The organism is Pseudoalteromonas aquimarina (assembly GCF_049257255.1).
Lineage (GTDB): Bacteria > Pseudomonadota > Gammaproteobacteria > Enterobacterales > Alteromonadaceae > Pseudoalteromonas.
This window is the reverse complement of record NZ_JBMMUG010000001.1, coordinates 446,409-469,130: the sequence shown is the minus strand read 5'-3', so window position 1 is coordinate 469,130 and position 22,722 is coordinate 446,409. Positions and strand designations below refer to the sequence as shown.

Here is a 22,722-nt window from a genome sequence, read left to right as displayed (position 1 = left end):
GTGCACGCTAATATTTTTATTCCACAAACCTTCGTTGATGATGTTGAAAGTTATATTCCTTCTCACCTATCAATTGACGATTACCTAGCCTCATGTAAGAAGCCACTTAGAACAGCTGTACGCGTCAATACAAAAAAAATGTCTGTCGACAGTTTTAAACAGTACGCAGATCAAAACGATTGGCAAATTACGCAAGTGCCATGGTGTGAAAACGGCTTTTGGCTAGTGCGCCCTGAAAACCAACAATCACTTTCGCTTGGAAATACCGATATTCACTTGTCTGGTTGTATCTATGTGCAAGAAGCAAGTTCAATGATGCCTGTCACTGCCCTATTAGATGGCAATGATTTAAGCGATTGCTGTGTGCTAGATATGGCGGCCGCACCTGGCAGTAAATCAACACAAATTGCCGAAGCACTTTCAAGCGAAGGTGTGTTAGTAGCCAATGAGTATTCGAGCTCACGAATAAAGTCATTAAGTGCCAATATGCAGCGCTTGGGTATTAGCAACTGCGCCCTTTCGCATTTTGACGCAAGTATTTTTGGCCAGTATATGGAACAGAGTTTTGACCATATCTTGTTAGATGCCCCATGCTCTGGCGAAGGTACTATTCGTAAAGACGAAAATGCACTAAAAAATTGGTCCATTGAATCTAATATTGAAATTGCTGATGTGCAAAAGCGCCTGATTGAAAGTGCATTTTATGCTTTAAAAGCTGGTGGTACTTTGGTTTATTCAACCTGCACATTAACACCGCTTGAAAACCAAGCAGTATGCCAACACCTGTTAACCACTTTTGCTGAGCATATTGAGGTAGTGCCGCTTAATCATTTATTTGAAAATGCAGAGGCCTCAGCAACCGATGAAGGTTACTTACATATTTGGCCACAAATTTACGATACTGAGGGTTTCTTTGTAGCCAAGTTTATTAAAAAATCCCATGTGTCACAGCCTGAACCAAAAATAAAAAAAGGCGCATTTCCGTTTACCCCTGCCGATAAAAAAATCACCGAGCAGTTTAACCAAATAATCAAAAAACAATTTGCGATGAAACCGCTTGCTGGCGAGCTTTGGCAACGCGAGCAAGAGCTTTGGTTGTTCCCATCAAAAATAGCCAACGTGATCGATAAAATTAAATACAGCCGCATTGGTATTTTACTGGGTAAGATTCATAAAAATGGGGTTCGTTTAAATCACGAATTTGCAACTTGTTTTGGCGCTGAAGCCCTTAAAAACACCCATAAACTGTCACTTTCAGAGGCTTCTGACTACTTTCAGGGTAAAGATATTAAATTAGCACAAGTAACCTCCGACAAAGACGAAGTACTGTTAATGCTAAATAATACCTGTGTGGGTTTAGGTAAGTGGCAAAAAAACAAAATTAAAAACGGTTTACCACGTGAATTAGTTAGGGATAGCCAGTTGATAACTTGGGAATAACCGTGAATACATTTGTTAACAAAATCTTAAAAAGTCTGTAACCAACTGTTTTAGTTGAGGTTATTTTTTGAGCAAAAATTTCCTTTTTTGGATTAATTTAACTACAATTACTAATACTTTTTCACTTCTCCCTATGAATGATAAAGTTTTTAAGTTAGCGCACGGCTCATCAAATGAGCCATTCCCCTAAGCCCAGGACAATGTGGATTGGTCCTGGGCAATTTTTATCTAGCCTTTAACACCGCCAAATACCCTGTATTTGAAGCTAAAAAAGCGTATTTTACCCTGCTATGAACGCTAAAAACCCGCCGTTAAATCAGCTTTTTTCGCGTAAATCGAATTCTGTGATGTTTCCATCACCATGCAAAAGCTGATATTGCGTTAGTCGTTCGTTTTCAAGGTGCACTAAACTTATCGCCGAATCACTCACTAAATGTTTTTGTGACTCTTTATGGCGATGCTTATGTACCTTCATTTGCCAACGCTTAGTAAAGAAATTTAGCGGGCTACTTGGGTGGTATAAAATACTATCTAGTGTATTTAATTTATTAAGTAGGGATTTAGGAAATTCGTTTTTTATACCGCTAGCGGTTAATTGCCAAATACGGTTATCGCGGTTTGAAAATCGGCTTTGTACAGAAAAGCAAAATGAATAATGCACATCGCCCGATAAAATAAGTGTTTCAATTGGGGTATCAGCACGCTTGAAAATTTGCATTAATTTACGCGCAGCACCTTCATGGGCCATCCAGTTTTCAACATCTACCAATAACGGCTGACCACAAAAATTAAATATTGCTTGGATTGCTTCAATTGATTTGACGCCAAACACAGGAGCCGGAGAAATCAGGATCACCTCTTCAAGGCCGGTCATTTTATTATCAAGTTCTACCAATTGTTCCCAATCAAGCAAACCTGATGGCTCATTAAAATCTGTTTCGTTACGCCAGCGATGCGTACGCGTATCTAGCGCGATTATTTTTGGTGTGGTGTCTAAACAATAATGCCATTTATCAAATGCCAAAATATGTTTATCAAAAGCTTTTATATTGCTGTAGCCATTGCCAATGTGATCTGCAAGTTGTAGCAAGAGTTTTTCTGTAAACTCGCCGCCATCATTGCCTACTCCTTGGAACACTAAGTAACTAATAAGGCCATTGGCAATAATACGTTTACTTACTGGATTAGAATAAACCGCTTGCTCCCAGCCAGCTGTTAAGTTCCAATCATCCGTTACATCATGATCATCAAACATTGTGATGTGCGAAATATTAGCAAGTAACCTTTCAACAATAGGCAAGCCTTTCACAAACTCAGTGATATTCGACTTTTCCTCTCGAAACTTGCCTTGATGGCTTGCGTTGTTTGAATCAAAAATTAAGCTGTCAATATCAATTAAATGCCAACAAGCCGCACTGGTTGTTAACAAATAAAGAGCAAAAAACTCTTCAATATGCACCAAATGGTTGTGCGATTTAAGGCTAGTAAAGTGCTCTAAGTCACGGCGCAGCCAATAACCTAGTTCAAGCTTTGAGCGTTCGTGCCATTTGGTATTAGGTAAAATAGTATCGCGTGTATACAGTGTTTGGCTTGACGAAAATTCAAGCGGTTCAATTAAACACGGTTCTTTAAACAGTTTAAGTGCATCAATTAGCTTTTCGATTGCAAGTAGCATCGGGCCTGCCACATCATCGGCATATATTTGGTCGCCCGACATAATCAACACACTTGGCTCTTCGCTTGCTTGTTGACGTTTAGACGCGAGAAAATCACTTGCGGTGATTAACGCATCTTTTGACTCATGATGTGGGTTGCGGCACGAACCATGTAGAATGCTTTTTAGTTGTTTTGGAATTACAAACGCACATTGCGTTTGCCCTTCTAGAAAATAAGCACTTAAATCAATTAGTTCATCATTTAAACTCAGTTGATAGTCAACAAGAACATCAACAGGAAATAACGAATTGGCGTTTGGCGTTAAAAAGTAATAATGACAAAAGCAATGCTCGCCCAGTGGCAAAAAATGATGCGACTGTGAAAAATCAACTAACGTGGACGAGCTTACATTAAATGGATGAGATTTGCTGCTGACAAAAAACAGCGTGACTTTCGATGGCTCCGCTCTTCGGATCATCGGGCCTGTAAGTAAAAGAGGCAAGGTCACGCAATTTTCCAACGTATTTTACTTGGCGAGCTTAAATAACTGGTAGAAGTTATCTGTAGTGGCTTTAGCTAGCTCTGCAAACGATAGTTTCTTAAGATCCGCAATAAAATATGCAACATCTTCAACGTATGCAGGCTGATTGGTTTTACCACGGTGCGGCACAGGCGCTAAGTAAGGAGAATCTGTTTCAATTAGCAAACGATCTAGCGGTATTTTTTCAACAACTTCACGCAGTGCTGCGGCATTTCTAAAGGTAACAATGCCTGAAATAGAGATATAAAAACCAAGGTCGAGTGCTTGCTTTGCCATTTCCCAATCTTCAGTAAAGCAATGGAGTACACCACCACAGTTTTCAGCGTTGTGCGCACGCATAATGTCTAACGTGTCTTTCTTTGCGTCTCGGGTATGAATAATCAGCGGTTTATTTAATTCATTTGCCACATCAATATGCCCTGCAAACGAATCTTTTTGCACTTGGTGGGTGTCTTTACTGTAATAGTAATCAAGACCGGTTTCACCAATAGCGACGACTTTTTCGTTATTAGCAAGGTTTAATAAACGGCCTTTATCAAGTACATCTTTTTGATCAAGCGGATGAACGCCGCAGCTTACTGATACATCATCAAAACCTTGCACTTTTTCCAGCATACCTGGAAATTGGTCAAGGGTGACTGATACACATAAAAAGTGTTCTACTTTTTTGGCGCGAGCGTTATCAAGAACTTGTTCGAGCGATAAGCCAAGCTCATCAAAATTTAATCTGTCTAAATGACAATGAGAATCTACAATCACAAAAAGTCCATAAACTACATGGTATAAGTGGGATCGCTAGAGTTTAACATACCACCAAGCATTTTTTCGATTTTATCGCGTACTTGGCCTTTATCATCAATAAAGCTAACGCCAATACCCGGTGGATTAGAGTTTTGACTGCCTTGCGGTGTGATCCACACTACTTCACCGGTGATCACATCTTCTTCAAGTGCATCTGGTAAGCTAATGCGAAGCGCAAGGGGCTGTGACATTTCAAATTGCATATTAGTACGAACAAATAAGCCACCTGTTTTAAGGTAAGGCATGTAGCTTTTGTAAAGCTCACGTGTGTCTTCAAAATCAACGAGTAATTCTTGCAAAATAATGTCCTATTTATAAATAACTTAATTTTTTCAGTAATTGATTTAACTGTAATGACAAATTAAGTCCTTTAACTTCTTTAAATTTATCTGCAAAGCTGAGTAACGCTTGGCTTTTTTCTTGGTAGCGTTTTATATCAAGCGTATTACTGAGTAGCTCAGTTTGCAATTTTTGTGCGTAAAATTGCACAAATATGTCTATATAATCAGGGTTTTGATTAAAAAGTTCAAGCAATTGCTTATGGCGTGTTTGCATGCCACTTTGCATCATCATAGTGTATAAATCTTCTATGACATTAATTTGCTCTTGCTGCTGCCAAAGTGCAAGGGTTTGCGGCCTGTGTAGAAAAGCCCTCACCCATGGTGCATTAATATCAATGCCTAAGCTACTGATAAAAGACTTAGCAAGCTCAAGGTCAACGCTTAGTTGCACTTTAAAGCAACGACTTAAAATAGTCGCAGGCAGCGCAGCGCTATTTTGCGCTAATAACATTAAGTAGCGATTGCTGTTAGGTTCTTCTAATGTTTTTAACAGTGCATTACTCGCAGATAACGTTAAGCTCTCAGCATTTTTAATAATAACAACTTTATTGCCCTGATAACTTGCGCTGGTAACAAAAAAGTCACTAATTGCACGTACTTGTTCAACACTAATCGTGTCTTTTTCTGGCGTAATTAATAAATAATCTGGATGTGTTTGACTTTGATTTAATAGACATGCTTTACAGTGGCCACATGCCTGCATGGGATTAGTTAAACACAATAAATCAAAGGCAAGTTGCTGAGCCAAATCAAAACTGCCAACTCCCTGATTACCAAGTAATAAAAGCCCATGATGCAATTGTTTATTTGCACCAAGCGCAACTAATCTTTGATAATCAATTTGAAGCCACGTTGGGATCACGCAGTTGCCCCTGCTATAAAATGTTTAAGTGCATTTTTAATGTCTAAATGTACTTTATCCATTGGCTGACTGGCATCAATTGTAATTATGCTACTGTCACTTTTTGCAGCTGCTAAATAAACCTCGCGGGTTCTTTCAAAAAAGCTAAGCTGCTCAAGCTCTATGCGGTCAAGTTCACCGCGATTAGCAGCACGTGCCAAGCCAATTTTAGGGTCAATATCCAAATACAGGGTTAAATCTGGTTTTAAATCACCCAGGACAATATTGGCTAAAGCATCAAGTTTATGTTTTTCAATTTTTCTACCACCGCCTTGATAGGCTTGTGACGATAAATCGTGTCTGTCACCTAGTACCCACTCGCCCTTTGTAAGTGCTGGTGTAACTACATTTTCAACCAATTGAGAACGCGCTGCGTACATTAATAACAGCTCTGTTGCATCACTTACTTTTTCTTCATGTGTCGCTTTAACAAGGCTACGCAGCGACTCTGCCAGTGGCGTGCCGCCTGGCTCACGGGTATTCACAAAACTAATCTCTGCGTCATTTAATACTTGCTGACAAACAGCAATTGCAGATGACTTTCCTGCGCCTTCAAGGCCTTCAATTACAATAAATTTACCAATCATTTGTTTAATAAATATTTCCTAACTGCTGCATTATGTTCAGCTAATGTTTTCGAGAAGTGATGCTCGCCACCACCCGATGCCACAAAATAATAAAAATCAGAGTAACGCGGATTCAAAGTCGCGTAAATAGCTTGCTCTGATGGCATTGCAATCGGTGTAGGCGGTAAACCATTAATTCGATATGTATTATAAGGCGTATGGCGCCTTAAGTGCTCCGATTTAATGTCACCTTGATATTCATCCCCCAAGCCATAAATCACTGTTGGGTCGGTTTGTAAGCGCATGCCTTTATTAATGCGATTAACAAATACAGAAGCGATTAAATCTCGCTCGGCATTATGGCCAGATTCTTTTTCAATAATCGATGCCAAAATTAACGCGTCATACTTGGTTTTAAGAGGAACGGCCTTATCGCGTGTTTGCCATGAACTGTCTAAGGTGCTAACCATCTTCTGATAGGCGCGTTTTAAAATATCTAACTGACTATCACCAGCAGAATAAAAATAGGTGTCGGGGTAAAACCAGCCCTCAGGGTTATCTTGTTTGATGCCAATATCTTTAAGCGCATTTTTTAATGCGATGTCAGATACTTGTTCAAGGTATTTAGCGTTTTTAAAATCACTTAGCACTTGTTTAAAGGTGCTACCTTCTAAAATAGTAAATGGAAATTGATGATCGCGCCCATTATTCATATCGCTTATCATCGCAAGCAGAGGTTTTTGCTCAATCAAATACATACCTTGCTTTAACTTAACCATTTCGGGATTAATTTTGGCGTACACTTTTAACCAAAAACAATCCTTCACCCAGTTATTCTTTTGAAATGCGTGGCACATTGCATTCACACCGGTACCCGCTTTTATTTGATAAAGTGTTGGCTCATTAATTGTAATTTGAGAAGTTTGCAATTGTTTAAGCTGAATACCTATAAATGCACTAGCAGCCACAACAAACGTAAAGATAAAAGCAAGCGCACGGATCATAGCGCAATCTCACTTAAATAAGTTAGCGCAGCGTCTTTATCATAGTCGGTATTATCAATACGGGTAATGGGCACGATACCCATTAAACTATTACAGCAAAATACATTATCAGCAGCGTAAAAATCTTCAAGAGTAAGTGTTTTAAAAGTAATTGTGAGTTGCTTTGCAAGATGCGCTAAATATACGCCATAAATCCCTGAGTTTTTAAGACAAGGGGAAAATAGCTCGCCATTTTTTAATAGCAGTAAGTTAGCAACTGTTGTTTCAATCACTTCAGCATTGCAGTTTAGTAACAACCCTTCATTAAACCCTTTTTGCTTTAGCTCTTGCTTGGCTAATACCTGTTCCAGTCGGTTTAAGGTTTTTAAGCCTGCTGTTAATGGGTTAATAGCAAGCGGTGTTTCAAGCGTATCAAGTTCAATGCCTGTGTTTTTTATTGTTAAGTAATTTTCAGGAAAGGGTAAACAACTTATGTAAACTTGCGGTAATTGGGTTTCAGGTATTTGATAGCCTCGCCCGCCTTGACCGCGACTAACAACCACTTTTACAACTGCAAGCGCCTGAGTTTGCGCTACCTGTTTAATTTTCGATTCAATTTCAGTCAGGTTGATACTGTCAAAGAAAAGACGACTACTACATTGTTCAAGCCTTGCCACATGTTCTTCTAATAACTGCGCTTCACCGTCGACAACTTTGATGGTAGTAAAAAAACCATCACCGTACTGAAATGCTCTGTCATTCGTAGGCACTGTATTTGGATTATTTTTGTTGATTATTGTTATATCCATACCGACAAAAAAGCCTAGGAAATCCTAGGCTTTTAATACTTTTTGATTTCTGCTAACGATTATATCTTCTTAAATAATAAAGAGCCATTAGTTCCACCAAAGCCAAATGAATTACATAGGGCATAGTCTAACTTAGCATCACGCGCAGTATGCGCAACATAGTCTAAGTCACAGCCTTCACTTGGGTTATCAAGGTTGATTGTTGGTGTTACTTTTTGGTCGCGAAGCGATAAAATCGTTACAATTGATTCAACAGAACCTGCAGCACCCAGTAAGTGACCCATCATTGATTTGGTCGAGCTTACTAATACATCGCTTGCCGCTGCGCCATAAATAGACTTAACAGCGTTGGTTTCAGCGATATCACCTGCTGGTGTTGATGTACCGTGCGCATTAATGTAGCCCACTTGCTCTGCATTTACACCTGCATCATTAAGTGCATTTTTCATCGCAAGGGCTGCGCCAGCACCATCTTCTGGTGGTGACGTCATGTGATAAGCATCACCACTCATACCGAAGCCAACAAGCTCAGCATAAATTTTTGCACCACGTGCTTTTGCGTGTTCGTATTCTTCTAAAACAACAACACCTGCACCATCTGCAAGTACAAAACCATCACGGTCTTTGTCCCAAGGGCGAGACGCCGCTTGTGGGTTATCGTTACGTGTAGAAAGCGCGCGTGCCGAACTAAAACCACCCATACCAATTGGCGTAGATGCTTTTTCTGCACCACCTGCTACCATTGCGTCTGCATCACCGTAAGCAATCATACGTGCTGCATGACCAATATTATGAAGACCTGTTGTACATGCCGTTACGATCGAGATATTAGGACCTTTTAAGCCATGCATGATCGACAAATGACCAGAAATCATATTAATGATGGTCGAAGGCACATAAAACGGTGATAATTTGCGTGGACCGCTATTCAATAACTTAACGTGGTTTTCTTCAATTAGTGTTAAACCACCAATACCAGAACCTACCGCAACACCAATGCGCTCAGCGTTTTCTTCAGTTACTTCAAGGCCTGAGTCTTTAAACGCTTGTACACCAGCGGCAATACCGTATTGAATGAATAAATCCATTTTTTTGGTATCTTTTTTCGCCATGTATAGCGTTGGGTCGAAATCTTTTACAAGACCCGCGAATTTAGTACCAAAGTCAGTCGTATCAAAATGGTCAATTAAACCAATTCCACTTTGACCCGCTAATAAACCTTGCCATGTTGAATCAACATCATTACCTAGAGGGGTTAACATACCTAGGCCAGTAACCACTACTCGACGTTTAGCCACAGTCATCTCCAAAATATATTAGGTGCAGATAATACAAAAGCCCTAAAGCGGGCTTTTGAAAAACTAAAGGCAGCTGGAATGCTGCCTTACTGTCTAAGCTTTTATTACTCAGCGTGAGCAGTAACGTAATCGATAGCTGCTTGAACTGTAGTGATCTTCTCAGCTTCTTCGTCTGGGATCTCAGTGTCAAACTCTTCTTCAAGAGCCATTACTAGTTCTACAGTGTCTAGTGAATCAGCGCCTAAATCATCAACAAATGATGCTTCTGCTTTAACTTCTTCTGCTTGAACACCTAGTTGCTCTACGATGATTTTTTGAACACGTTCTTGGATGTTGCTCATTCTTATTTCCTTAATTAAAAAACGCTTTGCGTTATTTTTCAGATTGCGGCGTAGTTTACGCTGCAAAATTTTATGATTCAAGATTCATTTCCATTTTTATTATCTGGTCGAACCTCACAAATCAAAAACTAACCTTTTATCGCCTACTTTCACCGCAATTTCAAGCCTAAATTAAACAATTTCGCCGAAATTGCGATAAGCGTTTGGCTTAGATCATGTACATGCCGCCATTTACATGCAAAGTTTCGCCTGTTACGTAAGCAGCAGCGTCAGATGCTAAATAAGCCACAGCCGCTGCAATTTCGTTCGGCTGACCTAAACGGTTTGACGGCACGTTAGCAAGCGTTGCTGCTTTTTGCTCGTCAGTTAGCTCATCTGTCATATCAGTTTGAATAAAACCTGGTGCAACTACGTTAACCGTAATACCGCGAGAAGCTACTTCACGTGCCATTGATTTAGAAAAACCAATCACACCCGCTTTTGCCGCAGCATAGTTTGCTTGACCTGCATTACCCATAGTGCCAACAACAGAACCTACGTTAATAATACGACCCTTTTTCTTTTTCATCATTGGACGTAATACCGCTTTTGATAAACGGAAGATTGACGATAAGTTGGTGTCGATAATGTCATCCCATTCACTGTCTTTCATGCGCATTAACAGATTATCACGAGTAATACCGGCATTATTTACTAGTACATCAATATCGCCTAAATCAGCTTTAATCGCAGCTAATGTTGCTTCAATTGATTCAGCGTCTGTTACGTTAAGTGCGTAACCTTTACCGTTTTCACCTAAATAATCACTGATATTGGCCGCGCCACCTTCGCTAGTTGCCGTACCTGCAACCGTCGCACCAAGTGATACAAGCGTTTCAGCAATTGATTTACCAATACCACGACTCGCGCCGGTTACTAGTACAACCTTACCTTCTAAAGAGAATAAGTTACTCATAAAATGTTCCAATAATTAGGCGTTTAACACGCTAGAAATAGAGTTCAAATCATTAACTGCTTCGCAGCTAACGCTTTTATCAATACGTTTTGCAAGACCAGTCAATACTTTGCCTGGGCCAAATTCATAAGTTGATGTTAAGCCATCTTTCGCTAGTTTTTGCACAGTTTCAGTCCAACGTACTGGGCTATATAGCTGGCGTACAAGTGCATCTTTAATTGCTTCACTTGCAGTTTCAGTAGCTACATCAACATTATTAATTACTGAGATTTCAGGTGTATTAAATGTAATTGCTGCTAAATCTTCAGCTAGCTTATCAGCTGCTGGCTTCATTAATGCACAGTGAGACGGCACACTTACAGCAAGCGGTAATGCACGCTTTGCACCCGCTTCTTTACATAATTCTCCGGCACGCTCTACCGCTGCTTTTTGGCCTGCAATAACCACTTGACCAGGTGAATTAAAGTTAACTGGTGACACTACTTCACCTTGAGCTGCATCAATACATGCTTTTGCAATCGCATCATCAGCAAGGCCAATAATTGCGTACATTGCGCCGGTACCTGCTGGAACCGCTTCTTGCATGTAAATACCACGTTTTTCAACCAGTTTTACTGCTTCAGCAAGTGAAATTACACCAGCACAAACCAGCGCTGAGTATTCACCTAAGCTATGACCTGCCATAGCACTTGGTTTTTCACCACCGTTGGCAAGATAATGACGATAAATTGCAACACTTGACGTTAATAACGCCGGCTGAGTGCGGTGTGTTTCGTTAAGTGATTCTGCAGGACCTTCTAGCACTAATGCCGCAAGGTCATAACCCAGTGCATCGCTTGCTTCACTGAAAGTAGCTTTTACTACTTCTGATTCAGCTAATAATTCAGCCAACATGCCCACTGATTGTGAGCCTTGACCAGGAAATAAAATCGCTGTGTTATTTGACATAGTTTTCTTCTTCTATAACAAAACAAAACCAGCAGGTGCTGGTTATAAAAATTCTTTAAGTGGAAAAAATGCGCTTACTTATTGCAGGGTGAACAAAATGAATCTTTGTCCACATTTTCAAGGTCCAATTGTTGGCCTTTTAGTGCTGCAAAACGGGCTTCAATTTTTTCAGGAAGTTGCTTTTCAACTTCTCTCACGGCTTCGTTAATCGCTGCTAAAAATGCAGGCGATTTTGCATTACCGTGACTTTTAACCACAATACCGCGTAATCCTACCAAACTTGCACCGTTATACTGGTCGGGGTTCATCTTTTTATAGAGCTTTTTTAGCACTGGAAACATTAAAAGTGCCGCTGCACGATAAAAAATACTTTTCTTAAGGGTTTTATTCAGCTTATGAATGATCATTTTAGCGATACCCTCGCAGGTTTTTAGTGCAATATTGCCTACAAAACCATCACACACAATAACATCGGCCTTACCTTTAAAAATGTCTGTGCCTTCGCAGTAACCGATGTAATTTATTGCGTCCGATTGCTCAAAAATTTCTGCTGCGCGTTTGATATCATCATGGCCTTTTATTACTTCAGCGCCAATATTAAGTAAACCTACTGTCGGGTTTTTTATGCCTTGTGACTGTTCGGCCACCACGCTGCCCATTAAAGCAAATTCAAATAATGTTTCAGGGTCAGCAGTAACGTTGGCACCTAAGTCAAGAAGGTAGACTGGTTTTGGCTTTTCTGTTGGCACAGAGCTAATAAGTGCAGGACGGCTAATGCCTGGCAGCATTTTCAAAATGCAGTAAGCCATTGCGAATAAAGCGCCTGTATTGCCAGCAGATACACATGCTTGCGCCTCACCTGATTTAACTAAATCAAGGGCCTTTCGCATGGAAGAATCTTTTTTTGAACGTAATGCCGTAGCAGGTTTGTCGTCGTTATTAACAACTTCACTACAGTGTTTGATATGTAATCGAGGATGTTGCAGTGCGTCGAGCTTTTCAAGCTCAGTGCGAATAAGTGTTTCGTTACCACATAAAATCAGGGTGATATTATCGTGCAAATTAACAGCTTCAATTGCTGCTGGCAACGAAGAACGGGGGCCGTAATCGCCCCCCATTATATCTAACGCTATGGTTAGATTAGACATCAAAATAGCTCGATTAAGAAACTACTTTTTCGCCTTTGTAGTAACCGTCTGCAGTTACGTGGTGACGACGGTGAGTTTCACCTGATACTGGATCAACAGTTAGAGTTGGACCATTGATCGCATCGTGTGAACGACGCATACCACGCTTAGAGCGAGACTTCTTGCTTTTTTGTACAGCCATTGCCTTATCTCCTAAGAATCTTTCTTAAGTTGTTTCAAAATTTCAAATGGATTTGGTTTGTCATCTTCTGCTTTTATTTCACCAAAGCTCAATGGCTTTTCTGAAAATCTGCAATGAGACTCTTCATGCATCGGTACTATTGGGATGGCTAACATTAACTCGTCTTCAACAAGTTGATGTAAGTTAATTTCACCTTCCTCATCCATCTCTACAACGTCATAACATGACGGTAGATGCTCAGATGACTTACCTATACCTATTGGCGAATAAGCAAAGTCTAGTTCCAAATCCAACCCTAACTCTTCATTACAGCGCTGACAAACTGTAGTAATGTTGGCTTTGGCTTGGCCTTCGACAACACTAATACCTTGTTCATCTTTTCTGAAATGAATCTTAACTTCGACCTCACCCTCGCTCCTAACAACTACTTCGAGTAATCGAGGAAGTTGTTCAAACAACACAACACCGTCATAACTGACCTGTTTTTGCGCTGTTCTTACCGGATCAAGCGTGATCGGAATCTTCACCTTTTGCATAGGGGCTGCATCATATAGATTGTTAGACTTATAGTCAAAATAAAATTCAACTTTCCTTTGCATTTAGGGCAATTGAATCCTATTCTGCGCAAAAAGTAAGTATTCGTTGAAAATTATCATGAAAACCCCGTTTATTTTAGCGTCAAGTTCACCGTTTCGAAAATCAATTTTAAAAAAAATATTGCCGCAATTTGATGCATTTTCACCAGACATTGATGAAAGCGCCAAAACGAATGAAGCGCCAATTGAATTAGTCGAAAGATTAGCAATTGAAAAAGCGCAAACAGCCACGCAATTTTACCAGCAAGGTATTGTGATAGGTTCGGATCAAGTTGCCCTTTTTGATGGACAGATATTAGGTAAACCACATACACCAGAAAAAGCAATTGAACAGCTAACTCTTTTTTCAGGTCAAAAAGTAGAGTTCATTACATCTTTAGCGGTTTTTGATATTGAATCAGATAAGTTCCATGTGACCCACGATATTACACAGGTCTATTTCAGAGAGTTAACGCAAATCCAAATTGAGAATTACATCGATATAGAGCAACCATTAAACTGTGCTGGCAGTTTTAAATCTGAAGGCTTGGGTATTGTTCTTTTTGATAAAATTGTGGGTGAGGACCCAAACAGTTTAGTGGGTCTTCCTTTAATCAAGCTCACATCGTTATTACATGAGTTTGATGTTGACCCACTTAATCTAAGCTTTGTTTAATTTAAAACAAGTCTACTAGCTGCTCAAACTGATCAATAATGGCGATTGGTTTTAGTGGCTTTAATTGGCTAACAGGGTGAGCGCCAAAACTTACACCAACGGATGTTGCCTTAGCATTGTTTGCCATCGCTAAGTCCATCGTTGTATCACCAACCATCACGGTTTTATCGCTTGCGATATTAAGTTCATCACAAATTTCTAAAATCATTTCAGGCGATGGCTTTGATGCGCACTCACAGGCGGTTCGTGTGGCTTTAAAAAAGTCACTCAACTGAGTCTCGGCCATTAAGCGGTTTAAACCTGTGCGGCTTTTACCAGTGGCGACGGCTAATGTGTACCCTTTTGCTGTTAAGGCGGTTAAACACTCTTTAACATGTGGAAATAGTAATGCAGGTGTATCGTCTTCCGATACATAAACGTCTTTATAACTTTCTGCGAGTTCAAACGCCATTGCAGGGTTTTTAAAAAGGGTATCGATAGCAACATCAAGACTTAAACCGATAATTTGACGAATTTCGTCGTCACTCGGTCTTTGTAATTGATGACGATCTGCCACCAATTTTACTGTATTAACAATTTTAGGCACGGTATCCATTAACGTACCGTCCCAATCAAAAATAATTAATTGTTTGTTATTCATTGGCTATCTTCACGAAGTGTCTTTAAGCAATTTTTTAAATTACCATCTAACGGCGCTTCAACGCGCATAGACTCTTCTGTTTTAGGATGAACAAAGGTTAAGTCATGAGCATGTAAGAAAAGACGGTTTAAGCCCTTCTTCTTCATTTCACTGTCAAACTCAGCCACGCCATATTTATCATCACATGCTATTGGATGACCTTTACATTGCGTGTGCACACGAATTTGGTGTGTTCGCCCTGTCACAGGTGATGCTTGTACTAATGTCGCAAATTGACCAAAGCGCTCTAATACACGAAAACGCGTTTGGCTTGGTTTACCTTCTGCTTCATCAACTCGCACAACACGCTCACCTGATTGCAAGGTATTTTTACGAAGTGGCTCGGTAACATTTTTAATTTTGCTTGCCCAACTACCCGTAACTAGTGCCCAATAATTTTTCTCCATGGTTTTTTCGCGCAGTTGCTCGTGTAAACCACGTAAAATGGAGCGTTTTTTTGAAACCAGCAAACAACCTGATGTATCGCGGTCTAAACGATGCACTAACTCAAGGTTACGCTCTTCAGGACGAATACTACGTAGCGCCTCAATTAAGCCATAACTTAAGCCACTGCCACCATGTACTGCCATGCCAGAAGGCTTATTAATAACCATCAAGTATTTATCTTCAAACAGAATGGCGTCTTCAAGCTTATTGATTTTATCGAGATTTTTAGGCACAAACTCTTGTTTTTCAGCAACTTTGATTGGCGGAATACGTACCATATCGCCCGCTTTCAGTTTGTATATCGGTTTAATGCGTTTTTTATTTACGCGCACTTCACCTTTTCGCAAAATGCGATAAATGGCACTCTTAGGCACACCCTTTAAAAAGGTAATTAAAAAGTTATCAATTCGTTGGCCATCATTGCCTTCATCGATATCAACAAATTGGACCTGATTTTTTTGCTGTTCTGACATTGCCTAATCACTGATTTGAGTAATAATTTAGTTGCGAAGCGTCCATATTTAATGGGATAATCGCGTTCGAAATTGAACTTTTGAGAGCAAAAATTCCGCTCCAACAGTCAATTTGGTGTTTTATTAGCCAAAGCTAACGATGAAACACGCTTTAAGACGCAGATCATACAGGTCTCTGACAGCTTTCAAAAGCTTTTAACGATCTTAAAGCGCATGTAGTGGCCCCCTGAAGCAATGAGTGTACTAGATTGTGAGCCGGAAAAGCCCCATCAAACTAAGCTAATAAACGTATTTTAAAAGATAAAATACGAGATTTACGACCAAACGTCGTTCAGAATATATTTAAATGAATTTTTGTGCTGGGCTAACACTATGCCGAGCACCTGCCGCAAGGCTTTAACAGAAACTCGGAGTAATACTCCACCCAGACAGCCCAGTCGTGAGACTGCACAATTTCGTGGGTGTCTGAACAAGTATGGTTGTTGATCTCTACTACTATTATAGAGTTTAACAATATGAAACGTATGCTGATCAATGCAACGCAACAAGAAGAAATGCGCGTTGCACTGGTTGATGGACAGCGCTTGTATGATTTAGATATCGAAAGCCCTGGCCATGAACAAAAAAAAGCAAATATCTACAAAGGTAAAATTACTCGCGTAGAACCTTCTCTAGAAGCAGCTTTTGTTGACTATGGCGCAGAACGTCATGGTTTCTTACCTCTTAAAGAAATTGCCCGCAGTTATTTCCCTGATGGTTATACCTTCAACGGTCGTCCAAACATTAAAGATGTTGTTAAAGAAGGCCAAGAAGTAATCGTACAAGTGGATAAAGAAGAGCGCGGTCAAAAAGGTGCTGCACTTACAACCTTTATCAGTGTTGCTGGTAGTTACTTAGTATTAATGCCTAACAACCCACGTGCTGGCGGTATTTCTCGCCGTATCGAAGGTGATGAACGTACTGAACTAAAAGAAGCATTATCACGTTTAGAATTACCAAAAGGTATGGGCTTAATTGTACGTACCGCTGGTGTTGGTAAATCATTCGAAGAACTTGAATATGATTTACGTGCACTACTTGTACATTGGGATGCTATTAAAAAAGCATCTGAAAGCGGCTCTGCTCCGTTTTTAATACACCAAGAAAGTAATGTAATTTTCCGCGCTATTCGCGATTATTTACGTCGTGATATTGGTGAAATCCTGATTGATAAGCAACGCGTATTCGATGAAGCAAAAGCACACATTGAGCGTTTCCGTCCTGACTTTATTAACCGTGTAAAACTATACACAGGCGACGCACCATTATTTACTCACTATCAAATTGAAAGCCAAATTGAATCTGCTTTCCAACGTGAAGTGCGTTTACCATCAGGTGGTTCAATTGTAATTGATCCAACAGAAGCACTTACGTCAATCGATATCAACTCGTCTAAAGCAACAAAAGGCGGTGATATTGAAGAAACAGCATTAAATACAAACTTAGAAGCTGCTGACGAAATTGCACGCCAACTTCGTTTACGTGACCTTGGTGGTTTAGTTGTTATCGATTTCATCGATATGACTCCTCCGCGTCACCAACGCGCTGTAGAAAATCGTTTGAAAGATGCAGTAAAACCTGACCGTGCACGTGTTCAAATTGGCAAAATCTCTCGATTTGGCCTACTTGAAATGTCGCGTCAGCGTCTTCGCCCGTCATTAGGTGAAGCAAGTCAAGGCACTTGTCCTCGCTGTAATGGCCAAGGTACTGTTCGCTCTAATGAATCATTAGCGCTATCGATTCTTCGCCTATTAGAAGAAGAAGCAATTAAAGACAATACTTCGCAAGTAAACGCGCAGGTACCAGTGCCTGTAGCGACCTACTTACTTAACGAAAAACGTAAGAGTGTTCGTCGTATTGAGAAGCGTCATGGCTGTCATGTTGTGATTATTCCGAATCCACACTTAGAAACGCCACATTATGAAGTGTTGCGTTTAAAGAAAGACGAAACAATTGAAACGGTAAGCTTTGATCAAGTTCAAGCGCCAGAAGTTAAAATTGAAACCATTATTCATGCTGAAAAAGCGGTTAAAGAGCAACCTGTACTTCAAGGTGTAGTAGTTCCAAGTGAACCAGCGCCAGTTAAAAAAGAAGTTAAAGAAGGCTTATTTGCTAAAATTGCTAAATGGTTTGGTAGCTTATTCGCATCAGAAGAGCCAGAAAAGCCAGTTAAAAAGCGTGGCGGACGTCGTAACAACCAACGTGGTAATGACAACCGTCGTCGTAATCAACGCAAACCAAATAACCGTAACAAGCAAACGGCTAATGAGCAAAGTGAACAACGTGAGCCACGTGAAGACAAACGTAATTCAAAAGAGAATAACAACCGTCGTCGCCGCAACAATCGTTCTAATGCGCCAAAAGTCGAAAAAGAACAACTGCCTGTTGAAGCAGCTGAAACCGAGCAACCGGTTAAAGTTAAAGAGCGTCGTCAAAGACGAAATATGCGTAAAAAAGTACGCATTGAAACAACCAATGACGCAGCTGTAGTTGATGCGCCGAGTGCATCGGAAGTAACAAGCGAAACATCAGTAAAACCAGTTGAAACAACTAAAGCGCAAAACAAACCAGCTAAAGCGAAAAAGCCAGCGCCTGTAGCTGAAGAAGCGCCGAAGCAAGTAGAAGTTGCAACAGAAGAGTTAGTAACTGAAAAGGTTGTTGATAACGCAAATGATGCAAAACCTGTAGCAGTTGTTTCTTCTGCAAAAGAAGATGAAACAACAGTGCAAGCGGTAGAAAATAATGCAACTGAAGAGGCATCTTCTGATGCGGAAAAAGAAACTCGTACGCGCTCTCGTCGTTCGCCACGCCACTTGCGTGCTGCTGGACAACGTCGTAAGAAGCCAAGTGATAACAAATCTGATATCGAAATCGAGACAACTGAATCACCAGGTTTTGTACCAGTTGCAGATCAAGCAATGGCTGAAGAAGAGCAAAAAGACGATAAAAAGTCTTTAGCGCAGCCAGAAGCAGAAGCTGTAATCGAAGAGCAAGCAGTAGAAACACCTGAAATTAGTCAATCAGCTGCTTTAGAGACTCCAGCCTCTGATGCTGAGCAAGAAAAAGTTCAAGACATCAAAGCTGAAGCGGTAGTTGAGCCAGTTTCTGAAGCAGACACAACTGAAAACACTGAAGCTAATAATGTTGATTCAGAAGAGCCGAGCGTTATTGAAGAAGTTGCCAAAACGCCAGCGCCAGAATTAACCCCTGAGCCAGCTTCAGACGTAGAAGTTGAAGCAGCACCAATTGAAGAAGTGGCAGTTGAAGCACCAGCAGTTGAAAACACTGATGGCACTGAAAGTGACAAAGCTGAAATTTCTGCTGAAGATACTAAGCCAACACCGAATGGGACAGTATACGCTCACGCAAGTGCACCGATGACGAAAGCAACAGGTGCAGCACTTACAGAAGGCTTTATCATGCCAACAGCAATGGCCCATGATGAACGTCTAGTACCTGTGGCAAGTGCAATGCGCCCAGGCAGCATTAACCCTGTGGGTAGAGCAAGTGCGCCAATGGCAAAAACAGTTTAATCTTAAGTTGTAACTAAAAGAGCCGCTAAATGCGGCTCTTTTTTTTGTTTTAAATCGAGTAAATCAGATAGGTCGATCTGAATTTGACGTTTTTAAATAAAAACTAATTAGTTTTCTTCAAAAAAACGTTCTAATTGATCCTTCAAGTTTGGCGGTATACCTTTAATGGTTAACGTATCACTGTACTTATCATAAAAAACACGTTCTCCTAAATGCTTGCGCTCAAAACTAACACTTACACCACTGCCTTGACCTGAAAATTTAACCATTGAAGTGACTGTTTTCTTATCTACTGGAAATGATTCTTCAAGATCGTAAGCCTGCTCTTTATAAAAGCTATCAAAGCTCACACTTTCATCGCGACTAATGGTATTTGATAACTGAGAAACATCTGCGTCACTGCCTGTTGCGACACAATCAGAACAGTAATCAAATACTTGTTTGCGTAAATCATCTTTTTCTGATTTATCAAACTGTCTATCAGATAAATAATCCTCTACAGCAGAAAGCATAGCCTGAGACTGCTGTCTTGCGTCAATACCCTCTTCACAACCTAAGAAATCTAAAAAGAAATCAGCTACTTTTCTACCAGCGCGCCCTTTAATAAAGGAAATGTAACGATTATCTTCAAGCGCTGTCGCCATACCATTGAGATCGATTCGCGCCGCTAATTGCATTTTAGCAATATCTAAATGACGCGATGAGGTTAAATCTAGCTCTTGGTTAATTGAGTAATGCTCTTTAACATTTACAAGCGCAATCATGACATAATCATCTGCCACAAAACGGTAGTGACAAAATATTAAGTAGCCGGTTTCGTTGAAGGCATATTTATTAAGCTCTTCTTTTAAAACCTCTGCTGCTTGCTCAGTTAAATGATAAAAATGCATGTCACCTTGACGGTAACTTTGAATACATGAACTCACCACGCCATTTTTCTCAGGGCTGAAACCACAAAAACCTTTGCCTGGTTTACCGTTATAAGCATGATGTAGTTGTTCAATAAAAATGTTTACTTTGTCATTTACTGGCATTTCATCATTGCGTAGATGAATTTCAACGGTTTCGTCTTTTTTGTCTACATAGTGAACGACGAGTCTTTCTACTTGCACTGTCATCTTTGTTTTTCACGCCTCAAATGTTAAAATATGAGTAATTTTATAAAATTAGAACTTAATTGATGCCTATCTTATCAAAATATTCAGACCAGCAAGTAGAAAATCTTGTAGATGACCTTTTAAAAACCCTCGTAGCACATAAAGCGCCACTCGATTTAAGCTTAATGTGTTTAGGAAATACACTTTCTCATATTATTAATGAAAAAGTCCCTGCTGCACAACGACAAGCACTGATCGACAACTTTACACAAGCCTTAAAAGACTCTGTAAAGTAACGCTATGAATTTGTCATCACAACAGGCGTTTTCTTCAAAAGCAGCAAAGCTGTTAAGTTGGGGTCATTGGTTTACCTTTGCAAATATATTATTTGCGCTCGTGGTGAGCAGTCTGTATTTAATTTCAGATCCGCTACCAATGACACTCTCAGGTAAAGCCTTTTTAATTTTTAATTGGCTTGGTCATATCAGCTTTTTAACGTTTTTATGTTTTGTGCTGACAATTTTTCCGCTCAGTTTAGTGTTTCCCTACCCCCGCCATATTCGTGGTATGGCGGCGGTTATAGCCACTTTTACAATGTCACTTTTAGCGCTTGATGCTTATGTGTATTTCCAATTGGGCTATCACCTTTCACCTCAAGTTTTTGAGCAAATCGTCTCATTAATAAGTGATACTATTTCGACAAACCCAACGTTGTCCTTGTTTGTCGCAGGCGGCATTATTTTTGTCATTTTGTTTTTTGAACTTATCGCCAGTAACTTTACATGGCGCCACCTAACCGAGTTAAGACAAAAACCTTTTCGCCGTTATATTTCACCGATTTTTATTTTTGCATTTGTAGCAAGCCATTTAATTCATATTTGGGCTGATGCAAACGTTAAACTCGATATTACAAAGCAAGATAATGTGCTACCTCTTTCTTACCCGACAACGGCAAAAAGCCTACTAGCACGTTATCAACTTGTTGATTTAGAAGAATACAAAGAAGCGCAAAGTGTCGATTTTGCGAATGATAAGGTAACTTACGTAGCCCCTGTAGATGCGCTTTCTTGCAAAGCAATGGATAGCAAAGCGCTGGTGTACGTTTTTGACTCTGAAGAATTACTAAACACGTATTTACAAAAACACGCGTTGAACCCTATTGAAAATTTTTATCAGCCTGCCAATAAACAAGAGTCTCTCTTTAATCTAATTTATGGTTTGCCAAGTTATTATCAAAAAACGATTCGTACCCAAGGTATTTTACCAGCATGGAGTAATACGGTAAGGGGATCGTTTATCAACTTACCGCGTCTAGCAGAAGATGTTGATGGTAATTTAACCATGTTTTACATTAAGTCAGAGGATGATTTAAACAAAGCGATTGGACAAAAAGCTGATTATGCTTATGCGGTTATAGATAATAGTGAAAGCGCTTGGCACAAATCCACACTATACACTAGCGAATCACTGCTACCAGCCACCATTACAACACCTCAAGATGTTATCACCAGTGTCTTAGCAACGACATTTGCTTGCCAAAGTACAAACAAATTTACGCTAGGTAATAACTTATTTAATGAAAATGAAACCGGTGTAAATATAAGTGGAAACACCCTATTAATTTATAAAAAAGATAAACTGACACTGCTGACCTCCGATGGAAAGCACGAAACAATTTCAGCTCAGCAAGGCTTTATAATAGAAAGCCAACTGGAAGTACCTTTCCTGGTAGAAAGCCTTAAAAAACTCAAGCAATTTGAGCAATAGCCATTCCCTTTCTATACTCTAGTAGATGACAGGATGTCACTAGAGTATAGAAGGAACTACAATGAAATATCTCGCTACCCTTGCGTTTATTCCCTTAATAGCCTTATCCACACCTGATTATTACCAATGTACCTCAGAGCAAGGAACAACATTCAGTCAATTTCCTTGCAAAGCTGAACTAAACCAAGAAAAACGCTCGTTTGCCCCAGTAAATACATCATCCAAACCGTTTGCAAATAAAAATACCCTAACTGAATTTACAACTAATCAGAGGGTTAACGCTTTTGATAGCAAAATTAAAGGTGTGCTAAATAAAATAAGCTCCCTCAAACAAGAACGCTTTCTTGAGTTAGAAAAGCTTAATAGTAAACTTCTTCAAACAATGAATAGTGATGAAAAAAAGGCGCTTCAAAAGGAAGTAAAAGAAGAGCGAAAACGCATTAAAGAAAGCTACAAAGAGCGCCTTTCCCTTGAAAAAGACAAGCTAAGCCGACTTCGCACCGAGCGAGCTGAGTTGAAAAAATAAA

Annotated in this window: 23 protein-coding genes; 6 read left to right on the top strand and 17 right to left on the bottom strand. The window is 39.9% G+C overall.

Annotation, left to right across the window (positions count from 1 at the left end):
• Complete coding sequence (gene rsmF / locus AAEU29_RS02145) at positions 1 to 1,440, top strand: 16S rRNA (cytosine(1407)-C(5))-methyltransferase RsmF (RefSeq protein ID WP_421972292.1); 1,440 nt, start codon at positions 1 to 3, stop codon at positions 1,438 to 1,440.
• A gap of 316 nt (positions 1,441 to 1,756) precedes the next feature.
• Here the strand turns inward: rsmF and AAEU29_RS02140 are convergent, their stop codons facing one another.
• The 14 genes from AAEU29_RS02140 to yceD form a co-directional block, all read right to left on the bottom strand.
• On the bottom strand, positions 1,757 to 3,574 hold the full coding sequence (locus AAEU29_RS02140; protein WP_421972291.1) for a metallophosphoesterase family protein: 1,818 nt from the start codon (positions 3,572 to 3,574) through the stop codon (positions 1,757 to 1,759).
• Between the two features lie 48 nt (positions 3,575 to 3,622).
• Complete coding sequence (locus AAEU29_RS02135) at positions 3,623 to 4,396, bottom strand: TatD family hydrolase (RefSeq protein ID WP_421971857.1); 774 nt, start codon at positions 4,394 to 4,396, stop codon at positions 3,623 to 3,625.
• A gap of 14 nt (positions 4,397 to 4,410) precedes the next feature.
• Entirely contained in the window at positions 4,411 to 4,737 is a 327-nt protein-coding gene (locus tag AAEU29_RS02130; RefSeq protein WP_054981038.1) for a PilZ domain-containing protein, read from the bottom strand.
• A gap of 13 nt (positions 4,738 to 4,750) precedes the next feature.
• On the bottom strand, positions 4,751 to 5,641 hold the full coding sequence (locus tag AAEU29_RS02125) for a DNA polymerase III delta subunit-related protein (RefSeq protein WP_421971856.1): 891 nt from the start codon (positions 5,639 to 5,641) through the stop codon (positions 4,751 to 4,753).
• Entirely contained in the window at positions 5,638 to 6,267 is a 630-nt protein-coding gene (gene tmk / locus AAEU29_RS02120; protein ID WP_421971855.1) for a dTMP kinase, read from the bottom strand. Before tmk ends, AAEU29_RS02125 begins: the two co-directional genes overlap by 4 nt.
• Positions 6,264 to 7,250: an endolytic transglycosylase MltG gene (mltG, locus tag AAEU29_RS02115; RefSeq protein WP_421971854.1), complete on the bottom strand. Its 987-nt coding sequence runs from the start codon at positions 7,248 to 7,250 to the stop codon at positions 6,264 to 6,266. Before mltG ends, tmk begins: the two co-directional genes overlap by 4 nt.
• Entirely contained in the window at positions 7,247 to 8,038 is a 792-nt protein-coding gene (gene pabC, locus AAEU29_RS02110) for an aminodeoxychorismate lyase (protein WP_421971853.1), read from the bottom strand. The genes mltG and pabC overlap by 4 nt, the downstream gene beginning before the upstream one ends.
• 59 nt (positions 8,039 to 8,097) lie before the next feature.
• A complete protein-coding gene (fabF, locus tag AAEU29_RS02105; protein WP_274762484.1) occupies positions 8,098 to 9,336 on the bottom strand; it encodes a beta-ketoacyl-ACP synthase II in 1,239 nt (412 codons plus the stop codon).
• 104 nt (positions 9,337 to 9,440) lie between these two features.
• The gene (gene acpP, locus AAEU29_RS02100; RefSeq protein ID WP_274762483.1) at positions 9,441 to 9,677 is read right to left on the bottom strand and encodes an acyl carrier protein; all 237 of its coding nucleotides are present in this window, start codon (positions 9,675 to 9,677) and stop codon (positions 9,441 to 9,443) included.
• Positions 9,678 to 9,885: 208 nt separating this feature from the next.
• Entirely contained in the window at positions 9,886 to 10,632 is a 747-nt protein-coding gene (gene fabG / locus AAEU29_RS02095; protein WP_421971852.1) for a 3-oxoacyl-ACP reductase FabG, read from the bottom strand.
• Positions 10,633 to 10,647: 15 nt separating this feature from the next.
• Positions 10,648 to 11,580, bottom strand: coding sequence for an ACP S-malonyltransferase (gene fabD / locus AAEU29_RS02090; RefSeq protein WP_421971851.1), 933 nt, complete (start codon positions 11,578 to 11,580; stop codon positions 10,648 to 10,650).
• 74 nt (positions 11,581 to 11,654) lie between these two features.
• Positions 11,655 to 12,731 (bottom strand): phosphate acyltransferase PlsX, encoded by a 1,077-nt coding sequence (gene plsX, locus AAEU29_RS02085; protein ID WP_274762480.1) that lies wholly within the window; start codon positions 12,729 to 12,731, stop codon positions 11,655 to 11,657.
• A 10-nt stretch (positions 12,732 to 12,741) separates the two neighbouring features.
• A complete protein-coding gene (rpmF, locus tag AAEU29_RS02080) occupies positions 12,742 to 12,909 on the bottom strand; it encodes a 50S ribosomal protein L32 (protein WP_010559953.1) in 168 nt (55 codons plus the stop codon).
• Positions 12,910 to 12,920: 11 nt separating this feature from the next.
• Positions 12,921 to 13,445 carry a 23S rRNA accumulation protein YceD gene (gene yceD, locus AAEU29_RS02075; protein WP_274762479.1) on the bottom strand — a complete coding sequence of 175 codons (525 nt, stop codon included), beginning with the start codon at positions 13,443 to 13,445 and terminating at the stop codon, positions 12,921 to 12,923.
• Positions 13,446 to 13,563: 118 nt separating this feature from the next.
• Here yceD and AAEU29_RS02070 point away from each other — a divergent pair, with 118 nt between their 5' ends.
• Positions 13,564 to 14,160: a Maf family protein gene (locus tag AAEU29_RS02070; RefSeq protein ID WP_421971850.1), complete on the top strand. Its 597-nt coding sequence runs from the start codon at positions 13,564 to 13,566 to the stop codon at positions 14,158 to 14,160.
• Between the two features lies 1 nt (position 14,161).
• Here AAEU29_RS02070 and AAEU29_RS02065 read toward each other — a convergent pair whose 3' ends face one another.
• Positions 14,162 to 14,800: an HAD-IIIA family hydrolase gene (locus AAEU29_RS02065; protein WP_421971849.1), complete on the bottom strand. Its 639-nt coding sequence runs from the start codon at positions 14,798 to 14,800 to the stop codon at positions 14,162 to 14,164.
• Positions 14,797 to 15,759 (bottom strand): 23S rRNA pseudouridine(955/2504/2580) synthase RluC, encoded by a 963-nt coding sequence (gene rluC / locus AAEU29_RS02060; protein WP_421971848.1) that lies wholly within the window; start codon positions 15,757 to 15,759, stop codon positions 14,797 to 14,799. The genes AAEU29_RS02065 and rluC overlap by 4 nt, the downstream gene beginning before the upstream one ends.
• Positions 15,760 to 16,274: 515 nt before the next feature.
• Here rluC and rne point away from each other — a divergent pair.
• Entirely contained in the window at positions 16,275 to 19,331 is a 3,057-nt protein-coding gene (gene rne / locus AAEU29_RS02055; protein WP_421971847.1) for a ribonuclease E, read from the top strand.
• Between the two features lie 107 nt (positions 19,332 to 19,438).
• Here the strand turns inward: rne and yejK are convergent, their stop codons facing one another.
• Positions 19,439 to 20,449 carry a nucleoid-associated protein YejK gene (gene yejK / locus AAEU29_RS02050; RefSeq protein WP_421971846.1) on the bottom strand — a complete coding sequence of 337 codons (1,011 nt, stop codon included), beginning with the start codon at positions 20,447 to 20,449 and terminating at the stop codon, positions 19,439 to 19,441.
• A 62-nt stretch (positions 20,450 to 20,511) separates the two neighbouring features.
• Between yejK and AAEU29_RS02045 the strand changes: the two genes are divergently transcribed.
• The 3 genes from AAEU29_RS02045 (at position 20,512) to AAEU29_RS02035 (ending at position 22,721) form a co-directional block, all read left to right on the top strand.
• Positions 20,512 to 20,724 (top strand): YejL family protein, encoded by a 213-nt coding sequence (locus AAEU29_RS02045; protein ID WP_372769004.1) that lies wholly within the window; start codon positions 20,512 to 20,514, stop codon positions 20,722 to 20,724.
• A gap of 4 nt (positions 20,725 to 20,728) precedes the next feature.
• Complete coding sequence (locus AAEU29_RS02040; protein WP_421971845.1) at positions 20,729 to 22,195, top strand: DUF3413 domain-containing protein; 1,467 nt, start codon at positions 20,729 to 20,731, stop codon at positions 22,193 to 22,195.
• Between the two features lie 61 nt (positions 22,196 to 22,256).
• Entirely contained in the window at positions 22,257 to 22,721 is a 465-nt protein-coding gene (locus AAEU29_RS02035; RefSeq protein ID WP_421971844.1) for a hypothetical protein, read from the top strand.
• Position 22,722 lies beyond the last annotated feature (1 nt).